A 10,321-nucleotide genomic window follows, 5' to 3' on the forward strand; every position below is an offset into this window, starting at 1 on the left:
CCACTGCCCCCGCCCGGCCCCGTATTCGGGGCGCTGTAGGTATTCCGGCACCGGCGCGCCGCCCCGACACGCGGGGGGGACGGCACCGCGCCCCACCCGTACTCCACCGCTTTGAACTGCATAAACGTCACGAAAATGGCGGCGACACACGGCGACGATTAGTTGACGGTGGAGAGAAGTGGAGTAAGGTGGTGCGCAGTGGAGGGCCGGTGCTCTCGAGACCGAGCGCTCCACTAGGCACGGGAGGTGGCGCCGATGTTCCTCGGCACGCACCAACCGCGCCTGGACGACAAGGGACGGCTGTTCCTGCCGGCGAAGTACCGTGAGGAGCTGGCGGAGGGTCTGGTGATCACCAAAGGCCAGGAGCGCTGCCTCTACGTTTTTCCCGTAGAGGAGTTCGAGCGCATCACCGAGGCTCTGCGTACCGCGCCGGTGACCGCCAAGGCGGTCCGCGACTACAGCCGTGTTCTCTTCGCGAGCGCGTCGGACGAGGTCCCTGACAAGCAGGGGCGGATCACGATCCCGCAAGCCCTCCGCCAGTATGCCGGGCTCACCCGCGACTGTGTGGTGATCGGTGCCAACACGCGGCTGGAGATCTGGGACGCGCGTGCCTGGGAGACCTACCTGTCCGACCAGGAGCAGGCGTTCGCCGATCTGTCGGAGGAGGTGCTGCCAGGGATTTTGTGACAACGGTCGAATCGTCGGTGTAACAAGTCGTTCGGCGAGGTCTCCACCCGCACCCACCTGGATCACCAGCTGATGCACCTTCCCCGGTGTCAGGTGGCGGTCATTCGGTCGGTTGCGGATGGGGACCTGGCCGGGCGGCCGGGTGGGGGCCCGAAAGTGAACGGGATGGCCGATGGTTCGGCGAAGCCGCGAAAACATCCGCGAGTACGAGCGGCGGGAGGGGGTTGAGAGATCATGCGATCGACCGATGACAACGGTCTTCGCGCGGGCGGCGGCCATGTGCCGGTGATGCTCGCGCGCGTGCTCGACCTTCTCGCGCCCGCGCTGGACCGGCCCGCTCCGGTGCTGGTCGATGCCAACCTCGGGCTCGGCGGGCACGCCGAGGCGCTGCTCGCGGCCCACCCCTCGCTCCGGCTGATCGGGATCGACCGCGATCCGGTGGCCGTCGAGCGCTCCGCCGTACGGCTGGCCCCCTACGGGACGCGCGCCACGCTGGTGCGCGCGGTCTCCAGCGACCTTCCCGCCGTGCTCTCGGCGGCCGGCGCGCCGCGCGTGGACGCGGCGCTGTTCGATCTCGGCGTGTCATCGCCGCAGCTCGACGAGCCGGAAAGAGGGTTCGCCTACTCTTACGACGCGCCGCTGGACATGCGGATGGACCGCGGGCAGGAGCTCACGGCGGCAGAGGTGGTCAACACCTATCCGGCGAAGGAGCTGACCCGCGTGCTGCGCGATTACGGCGAGGAGCGGTTCGCCGCGCGCGTCGCCCGGCTGATCTGCGAGGAGCGGGCCAGGGAGCCCATCGCCTCGACCAGGCGGCTGGCCGACATCGTGCGCGCCGCGATCCCCGCCGCGACCCGGCGCACCGGGGGCAACCCCGCGAAGCGGACTTTCCAGGCACTGCGCATCGAGGTGAACGAGGAGCTGTCCGCCCTGGAGACGGCGCTCCCCGCCGCACTCGACGCGCTCACCCTGGGAGGGCGGGTCGTCGTGCTCGCCTACCACTCCCTTGAGGACCGGCTGGCCAAGCAGGTCCTCGCGGCGCGAACCAAGGAGACGGGCCCGCCCGGCCTGCCGGTGCCGCTGCCCGCGCACCAGCCCAGGTTCCGCCTGGTGACGAGGGGAGCCGAGCTCCCCGACGAGGAGGAGGTCACGCGCAACCCGCGCGCGGCCTCGGCCCGACTGCGGGCCGCAGAGAGGATCCGTGAGCCTGTTGACGAAGACCGAGCGTGAGCTCCCGCGCGGAGTCCGCTCCCGCACGCCCCGTCAGCCCCGCACCGCCGCGGCGCGGGTGGCCCCACCGCGCCCGAAGGCCCCCAGGCCAGGCGCGCGGCACCCGGAAGATATCCCGGCGAACGGCACCCCGGCCAAGGGCGCTCCCGGCCGGACCGCGCAAGGCAAGGAGCCCACCGGCCGGACCGCGCAAGGCAAGGGTGCCACCGGGCGGGCCGCCTCGGGCAAGAGCGCGTCCGGGCGGGCCGCCTCGGGCAAGAGTGCGCCCGGGCGGGCCGCCCCGGCCAAGGGCGTCCCGGGCAGGGGTGTTCCGGGCCGGTCCGCTCCGGACAGGGGTGTTCCCGGCAGGGGCGCCTCGGGCAAGGGCGCTGCTGACCGGGTCGTCCCGGGCAGAGGTGCGCCGGGCCGGGGCGTACTGGGCAAGGGTGTCCGGGGCAAGGCCGCTGCCGGCGAATCCGCCCTGGGCAAGGGTGGTCTGGGCGGAACCGCTCCGGCGAAGGACCTCCTGGACAGAGGCGCTCCGGCGAAGGGCCTGCGGCGCCTGGGCGAGGCGCGGCGGCTGACGCGTCCGGCCCGTGCCGCGGCCGCCGATCCGGCCCGCCGCCGTGGCCGCGCGCCGCGCGCGCCGTTCGTGCTGCTGCTGGTCGGCCTGCTGTGCGGCGGCCTGGTCACCCTGCTGCTGCTCAACACCGTCCTGGCCCAGGACTCCTTCGAGGCCGACGAGCTGCGCCACGGCCTCGCCCGCATCCAGCGGGAGGCCGAGCGGCAGAAGCTCGACAACGCCCGGCAGGACACCGCCGAGGCGCTGGCCGAGCGCGCCGGGAAGCTGGGCGCGCGGCCCGACTCCTCGGCCAGGGTGATCGAGATCGGCAAGGGCGTTCCCGAGGGCGCTGAGGCGGGGGACGCGAGCAGGTGAGAGACGGCGGTGGCCGGGGTTCGGGACCCGGCCGCGGCGGATCCGGCGCCGGAGCCTCTGGAGGCCCCGGCGCCGGTCGCCGTGTGCCCGGCGGTGGTCCGGTGCGTTCCGGCAGGGAGAGCGGCGACGGTTCGGTACGCGCCGGCAGGGCGACCGGCGAGAGCGCGCCACGTTCCGGCAAGGGGAGCGGCGAGGGCACGCCGCGTCCGGGCCGGGCGAACGGCGATGGTCCGGCGCGTTCCGGCCGGGGGAACGGCGACGGCCCGCCATGGCCGGGGCGGGGTGCCGGAGGGCGGCCGCGCGGGCCCGGCCCGCACGACCCGCAACGACCGCCACGCCCCCGCAGGCCGCCGCGCCCGCCAAAGCCCCCCACGATGCTGCGCCTGGGCAACCCGCGCAGAAGGATCGGCATCGGCCTGATCGGCATGACCTTCGTGCTGTCGATCATGGCCGGCCGGCTGGTGCAGCTCCAGGGCCTGGACTCCAAGGTCTACGAGGCCAGGGCCGCCGAGCAGCGGGTGCAGCCGGAGACGCTGCCCGCCAGGCGCGGCCCGATCACCGACATCAACGGCCACGAGCTGGCCGTCACCGCCGAGGCGCGGGAGGTGTCCGTCGACCCGTCCAGGGTGACCCCCGAACAGCGCGACAACCTCGCCGCCATGCTCGCCGCCGAGCTGCGCAGGCCGCAGGCCGAGGTCGCCGCCAAGCTGAACCGTACCCAGACGCGCTACCAGCTCATCGCCAAGGACGTCGATCCGGTGGTCGCCCAGCGCATCCTGGACCGCGGCTACAAGGGCGTCGCGACCAGGTCCCAGTACCGCCGCGTCTACCCCGGCGACGACCTGGCCGGCAGCCTGATCGGTTTCGTCGGTTTCGAGGGGCACGGCCTGGTCGGCCTGGAGCGGATCCACGACAAGGTGCTCGCCGGCCGGGACGGCCTGCAGAGCATCGAGATGGGCCGGGACCGCCAGCGCATCCCGATGACCCGGGACACCCGCAGGGCCCCCGTGCCCGGCAGAGAGGTCCGCCTGACGATCGACCGCGACATCCAGTGGGCCGCCCAGAAGGCCGTCGCCGAGCAGGTCAGGGCCACCGGCGCGCGCAGCGGCAGCGTGATCGTGATGGACGTCCGCAACGGCCACATCCTGGGCATGGCCAACGCCCCCGAACTCGACCTCAACAACTGGCAGAAGACCCCCCAGGACGCCTGGATCAACCGCGCCGTGGCCGAGGTGTTCGAGCCCGGCAGCACCGGCAAGGTCATCACCGCCGCGGCGGCCCTCGAGGCCGGGGCGGTGCGCCCGGAGTCGGTCTTCAGCGTCCAGGACTCCATCCGCTGCGCCGACCGGGTGCTGCACGACTCCCACCCGCACAAGCCCGAGAAGCTGACCTTCTCCGGGATCGTGGCCACCTCCAGCAACGTCGGCACGATCATGGCCGCGCAGAAGATCGGGAACCAGGCGCTGCACAAGAAGCTGCTGGACTTCGGGTTCGGCGTCAAGCCGGGCAGCGGCCTGCCGGGCGAGGAGGCCGGGCTGCTGCCCGGCTGGCAGAAGTGGTCGGGCAGCCAGGGCTGCACGATCGCCTACGGGCAGGGCGTGTCGGTCACCGCGCTGCAGATGGCCAGCGTCTACCAGACCATCGCCAACGGCGGCGTGCGGATCACCCCGCAGATCGTGGCCGGGATCTCGGGTGAGGACGGCAAGATCGTACCGGCCAAGCCGGGCGAGCGTACCCGGGTGATCGGTTCGCGCGCGGCCAAGGACATCGCGGCCATGCTGGAGGCGGCGGTCGGCGAGGAGGGCACCGGCAAGCTGGCGGCCATCCCCGGCTACCGGGTGGCCGGCAAGACCGGCACCGCGATGCGCTATGACGCGGAGTGTCAGGGCTACTGTGGTTACACGGCGACGTTCGCCGGGTTCACCCCCGCGGACGCGCCGAGGATCGTCGCCCTCGCGGTGCTCCAGGACCCTCGCAAGGGGCACTACGGCGGCGAGATCGCCGCGCCCGTCTTCAAGGACGTCATGACCTTCGCGTTAAAGAGCAGGAAGATTCCACCTACCGGTACTACTCCGCCATCGGTGCGGATACGCGCCGATGGGTGACGAGTGACGGTACGCTCTCGCCGTGCGTCCCCCGTCTATGCGTCCGACGACGAGTCCGCCGCGCCCGCTGTCCGGGCTCGCGGCGCTGCTCGGCGTGCCCAGTGAAGGCCCGCGCGCCGCGGTCACCGGCATCACCCACGACTCGCGCCAGGTACGGCGCGGCGATCTCTACGCCGCTCTGCCGGGGGCGAACTTCCACGGTTCCCGCTTCGCCGCCGAGGCGCTGGCCGCAGGGGCCGCCGCCGTACTGACCGACCCGGCCGGCCGGGAGGCCGCGGCGGCCACCGGCCTGCCGGTGCTCGTGGTGCCCGACCCGCGCGCGGTGCTCGGCAAGGTCGCCGCCTGGGTGTACGGCGAGCCGGCCGCCGCGGTGACCGTACTCGGCGTGACCGGCACCAGCGGCAAGTCCACCAGCACGTTCCTGATGGAGGCGGGGCTTCGCGCGGCCGGGCACAGCACCGGGCTGATCGGCGGCGTGGAGATCCACGTGGCCGGCCGGAGCTTTCCCGCGCAGCTCACCACGCCCGAGGCGAGCGACGTGCACGGCCTGCTCGCGCTGATGCGCGAGGAAGGGGTCACCGCCGCCGCCATGGAGGTCTCCAGTCACGCCCTGGCCCTGGACCGCGTGGGCGGCGTGCGCTACGACGTGGCCCTGTTCACCAACCTCTCCCAGGACCACCTCGACTTCCACCGCGACCTCGACGACTACTTCGCCACCAAGGCCAGGCTGTTCACTCCGGAGTTCAGCCGCGTCGGGGTGGTCAACATCGACGACGCCCACGGCCGGGAGCTGCTGGGGATGGCCAAGATCCCGATGACCTCGTTCTCCGCGTCGGGGTCGCCGCGGGCCGAGTGGCGGGCACAGGACGTCCGCTGCGGCGGCGACGGCAGCACCTTCCGGGTGGTGGGCCCGGGCGGGGTGGAGGCCGACGTCACGGTGTCGTTGCCCGGTCCCTTCAACGTCTCCAACACCCTGGGAACCATCGTCGCCCTGGTCGAGTCGGGGGTGCCGCTGCAGGCCGCGGTACACGGCGTGGGCTCGCTGCGCGGCGTCCCCGGCCGGATGGAGCGGGTCGAGACCGGCGGCGCCTATGAGGTGATCGTCGACTACTCCCACAAGCCGGGCGCGGTGGAGTCGGTGCTTCGGTCGCTGCGCGAGGTCACCGCGGGCACGCTCATCGTGGTGCTCGGCTGCGGCGGCGACCGCGACCAGGGCAAGCGGCCACTGATGGGCGAGGCCGCCGCCCGGCTGGCCGATGTGGTCATTCTCACGAGCGACAACCCCCGGTCGGAGGACCCTCTGGTCATCCTGGCCGCCATGCTCGAAGGAGCGCTGGACGTCCCGCCCAGGGAACGCGCGCATGTGATCATGGAACCGGACCGCGCCGCGGCCATCGGGCTCGCCGTGCGGCGGGCCGGGCCCGGCGACGTCGTCCTGATCGCCGGCAAGGGTCACGAGCAGGGGCAGTACATCGCCGGCGAGGTGATCCCCTTCGACGACCGGCAGGTGGCCGCGCAGGCCGTCCGCCGCCGAGAAACATATGGAGAGTAGGGAAGAAGCATGATCCCGATGCCGCTGGCGAGGGTCGCCGAGATAACCTCGGGGGCGCTCACGGGCATTGCCGATCCCCGCGCCGTCGTGCGCGGGCCCGTGGTGGTCGACTCGCGGGCCGCCGAGCCGGGATCTCTGTTCGTCGCCCTCAACGGCTCTCGCGTGGACGGGCACGCCTTCGCCGAGGAGGCGCACCGCGCCGGGGCCGTCGCGGTGCTCGCCGCCCGGCCCACCGAGGCCCCGACGGTGATCGTCGGCGACGTCCTCGCCGCCCTGGCCGCCCTCGCCGCCGAGGTGTGCGCCGAACTCCCCGAGCCCACCGTGCTCGGCGTCACCGGCTCCGCCGGCAAGACCACCACGAAGGACCTGCTGGCCGGGCTCACCGCCCTGATCGGCCCCACCGTCTCCCCGGCCGGCTCCTACAACAACGAGATCGGCCACCCGCTCACCGTGCTGCGCGCCGACGCCGCGACGAAATTCATGGTGCTGGAGCTGAGCGCCCGCAACATCGGGCACATCGCCGCCCTGGCCCGCATCGCGCCGCCGCAGATCGGCGTGGTGCTCAACGTCGGCACCGCCCACCTCGGCGTGTTCGGAAGCAGGGAGGCCATCGCCAAGGCCAAGGGCGAGCTGGTCGAGGCGCTGCCGCGCAAGGGCGGCGTCGCGGTGCTGAACGCCGACGACCCGCACGTGCGGGCGATGGCGGGCCGCAGCGCCGCCCGGGTGACGCTGTTCGGCCGCACGCCCGAGGCCGCCGTACGGGCCGAGAACCTCTCGCTCGACGACCGCGGCCGGGCCCGCTTCACCCTGTGCACGCCCTCCGGCGACGCGGAGGTCTCGCTGCGCCTGTACGGCGAGCACATGGTCTACAACGCGCTGGCCGCCGCCGCGGCGGCCTACGAACTGGGCCTCCCGGTCGCCACCATCGCCAGGCAGCTCTCGGAGTCGGTGCCGCGCAGCCCCTGGCGGATGGAGGTCACCGACCGGCCGGACGGCGTCACCGTGATCAACGACGCCTACAACGCCAACCCCGACTCCATGCGCGCGGCCTTCGTCACCCTCGGCGCCCTGGGGCGGCAGCGGCGCAGGTTCGCGGTGATCGCACCGATGCTGGAACTCGGCGAAGAGGGCCGGCTGCTCAACGAGCAGGCCGGCCGGATGGCCGCGGGCGCCGGCCTCGCCGGGCTGATCGTGGTGGGCGGCGAGGAGGCCCGCTCGATCGTGGCCGGCGCGGCGGGCGCGCCGGTGCTGCATGTGCCCGACCCCCCGGCGGCGGCACAGGCGCTGCTGCCCAGACTGGCTCCAGGAGACGTCGTGCTGATCAAGGGATCGCGGGCCACAGGGCTGGAACGCGTGGCCGAGCTGCTGCTCGGGGGTGCCGCCCAGTGAGGGACATCCTTGTCGCCGCCGCGGTCGCGCTGCTGCTCTCGATGATCGGTACACCGGTCGCGATGCGCGTGTTCGCCCGGCGTGGGTACGGCCAGAACATCCGGGAGGAGGGCCCGTCCGGCCACTACGACAAACGCGGCACGCCCACCATGGGCGGCACGGTGATCGTGATCGCGGCGCTGCTCGGGTACGCCGCCTCGCACGCGGCCACGCTGACCGCCCCGACGATCTCCGGCGGGCTGGTGCTGTTCTTGATGACCGGGCTGGCCGCGGTGGGCTTCCTGGACGACTTCATCAAGATCTACAAGCAGCGCAGCCTGGGCCTGCGCAGCGGCGCGAAGGCGTTCGGCCAGCTCATCGTGGGCGCGGTGTTCGCCGTTCTGGTGGTCCGCTTCCCCAACGCCTACGACATCACCCCCGCCACCACCCGCCTTTCCTTCCTGCGCGACTTCGGCCCCTCGATCAGCCTCATCCCCTTCATCATCTGGGTGCTGATCATGATCGTCGGCTTCTCCAACGCGGTGAACCTCACCGACGGCCTGGACGGCCTTGCCTCCGGTGCGACCGGGGTGGTGCTCGCCTCCTATGTGCTGATCGGCAACTGGCAGCTTCGCAACAGTTGCGTCAACCAGCTCGGCCCGAACTGCTACTGGGTGCGCGACCCGCTCGACCTGGCGGTGGTGGCCGCGGCCGTACTAGGGGCCCTGGTCGGCTTCCTATGGTGGAACGCCCCACCCGCCAAGATCTTCATGGGCGACACCGGCTCACTGGCGCTGGGCGGCGTGATCGCCGGGCTCGCCGTCACCACCCGCACGCAGCTCCTTCTGGTCATCCTGGCCGGGATGTGCGTCATCATCACCCTGTCGGTGATCATTCAGGTCGGGTTCTTCAAGATGACCCGAAGGCGCGTCTTCCGGATGGCGCCACTGCAACACCACTTCGAGCTGGCGGGCTGGGCGGAGACCACCATCGTGGTCCGGTTCTGGCTGATCGCGGGACTGTGCGCGGCGGCCGGCCTCGGCCTGTTCTACGTCGAATGGATGCCCAAGTCATGATCACTGTGGCCGGTCTCGGCATATCGGGTCAGGCCGCGGCGCGGGCGCTGGCCGGGCGCGGCGAGCGCGTCGTGGTCCTTGAGGCCAAGGACGGCGAACGGCAGCGCGCCGCCGCGGCCGAGCTGGCCGGGCTGGGCGTGGAGGTGCGGCTCGGGCCGGCCGCGGAGCCGCCCGCGGACACCACCCTGCTGGTCACCTCGCCCGGCTGGCCGCCGTCCCACCCGCTGCTGACCGCCGCGGCCGAGGCGGGCGTGGAGGTCATCGGCGAGGTGGAGCTGGCCTGGCGGCTGCGGCCCGCGGGGGCCGCGCCCTGGCTCGCGCTCACCGGCACCGACGGCAAGACCACCGTGGTCCGCATGCTGGCGGCCATGCTGACCGCCGCCGGGCACAAGGCGCTCGCGGTGGGCAACGTCGGCACGCCCATCGTGGAGGCGGTCTCGGGGCCGGGCGACGTGCTCGCGGTCGAGCTGTCCAGCTTCCAGTTACACTGGTCCGGCAGCCTGGCCCCGCATACGGCGGCGCTGCTCAACGTCGCGCCCGACCACCTGGACTGGCACGGCTCGCTGGAGGAGTACGCCAGGGTGAAGGGCAAGGTGTTCGAGCGCGCGGGCACGGTGGTCCACAACGCCGACGACGAGATCGCCACGCGCCTGGCGGAGCCGTACGCGGGGGCGGTGGGCTTCACCCTGCGGGTGCCGCGCCCGGGGCAGCTCGGCGTCGTGGAGGACCTGCTGGTGGACCGCGCCTTCGTGGCCGACCCGGCGGACAACGCCGAGGAGCTGGCGGTGCTGTCCGACGTTCGGCCGTTCGCGCCGCACAACGTCGCCAACGCGCTCGCCGCCGCCGCCCTGGCCCGCTCCTACGGCGTGCCGGCCGCGGCGGTACGGCAGGGCCTGGCCGACTTCGTGCCCGACCCGCACCGGATGGAGCTCGTGGCCACGGTGGGGGAGGTGCGCTACGTCAACGACTCCAAGGCCACCAACGCGCACGCCGCAGCGGCCTCCCTGGCGGCCTATCCGTCGATCGTGTGGGTGGCGGGCGGCCTGCTGAAGGGGGCCGACGTCGACGACCTCGTACGGCGTGCCGCGCCCCGGCTGCGCGCCGCCGTCCTGCTGGGGGCGGACCGTGAGCGAATTCGCACGGCGCTGGCGCGACACGCGGCGAATGTCCCCGTGGTGGAGGTGCCCGGGCAAGACACTGGGGTGATGGACCGCGTCGTCACCGAGGCCGCGGGGCTCGCCGCCCCCGGCGACACCGTACTCCTCGCCCCCGCGGGAGCCTCCCAGGACATCTTCGACAACTACGGGGCGCGGGGGGAGGCCTTCGCCCGAGCCGTACACCGGCTCGCGGCCGATCCCGGCGGAGCCCCGGAGTGACCCCCCACCGC

Annotated in this window: 8 protein-coding genes; all 8 read left to right on the forward strand. The window is 73.0% G+C overall.

The genetic code is table 11. The features are described from left to right. Positions 1 to 255: 255 nt before the first annotated feature. The 8 genes from mraZ (at position 256) to murD (ending at position 10,310) form a co-directional block, all read left to right on the forward strand. Complete coding sequence (gene mraZ, locus C1I98_RS28215; protein ID WP_111170440.1) at positions 256 to 687, forward strand: division/cell wall cluster transcriptional repressor MraZ; 432 nt, start codon at positions 256 to 258, stop codon at positions 685 to 687. 234 nt (positions 688 to 921) lie between these two features. Continuing rightward, positions 922 to 1,917, forward strand: a complete 996-nt coding sequence (rsmH, locus tag C1I98_RS28220) for a 16S rRNA (cytosine(1402)-N(4))-methyltransferase RsmH (protein ID WP_111170441.1) — start codon at positions 922 to 924, stop codon at positions 1,915 to 1,917. Continuing rightward, complete coding sequence (gene ftsL / locus C1I98_RS40710) at positions 1,889 to 2,833, forward strand: cell division protein FtsL (protein WP_146607666.1); 945 nt, start codon at positions 1,889 to 1,891, stop codon at positions 2,831 to 2,833. Before rsmH ends, ftsL begins: the two co-directional genes overlap by 29 nt. Positions 2,834 to 3,207: 374 nt before the next feature. Then, positions 3,208 to 4,938: a peptidoglycan D,D-transpeptidase FtsI family protein gene (locus C1I98_RS28230; protein WP_199537273.1), complete on the forward strand. Its 1,731-nt coding sequence runs from the start codon at positions 3,208 to 3,210 to the stop codon at positions 4,936 to 4,938. A gap of 37 nt (positions 4,939 to 4,975) precedes the next feature. Continuing rightward, positions 4,976 to 6,490, forward strand: coding sequence for a UDP-N-acetylmuramoyl-L-alanyl-D-glutamate--2,6-diaminopimelate ligase (locus C1I98_RS28235; RefSeq protein ID WP_111170444.1), 1,515 nt, complete (start codon positions 4,976 to 4,978; stop codon positions 6,488 to 6,490). A 9-nt stretch (positions 6,491 to 6,499) separates the two neighbouring features. After that, positions 6,500 to 7,879: a UDP-N-acetylmuramoyl-tripeptide--D-alanyl-D-alanine ligase gene (locus tag C1I98_RS28240; protein WP_111170445.1), complete on the forward strand. Its 1,380-nt coding sequence runs from the start codon at positions 6,500 to 6,502 to the stop codon at positions 7,877 to 7,879. Further along, positions 7,876 to 8,934 (forward strand): phospho-N-acetylmuramoyl-pentapeptide-transferase, encoded by a 1,059-nt coding sequence (gene mraY, locus C1I98_RS28245; RefSeq protein WP_111170446.1) that lies wholly within the window; start codon positions 7,876 to 7,878, stop codon positions 8,932 to 8,934. Before C1I98_RS28240 ends, mraY begins: the two co-directional genes overlap by 4 nt. Continuing rightward, the gene (gene murD / locus C1I98_RS28250; RefSeq protein ID WP_438672115.1) at positions 8,916 to 10,310 is read left to right on the forward strand and encodes a UDP-N-acetylmuramoyl-L-alanine--D-glutamate ligase; all 1,395 of its coding nucleotides are present in this window, start codon (positions 8,916 to 8,918) and stop codon (positions 10,308 to 10,310) included. The genes mraY and murD overlap by 19 nt, the downstream gene beginning before the upstream one ends. The last annotated feature ends 11 nt before the right edge of the window (positions 10,311 to 10,321 follow it).

Source organism: Spongiactinospora gelatinilytica (assembly GCF_003236385.1).
Taxonomy (GTDB): domain Bacteria; phylum Actinomycetota; class Actinomycetes; order Streptosporangiales; family Streptosporangiaceae; genus Spongiactinospora; species Spongiactinospora gelatinilytica.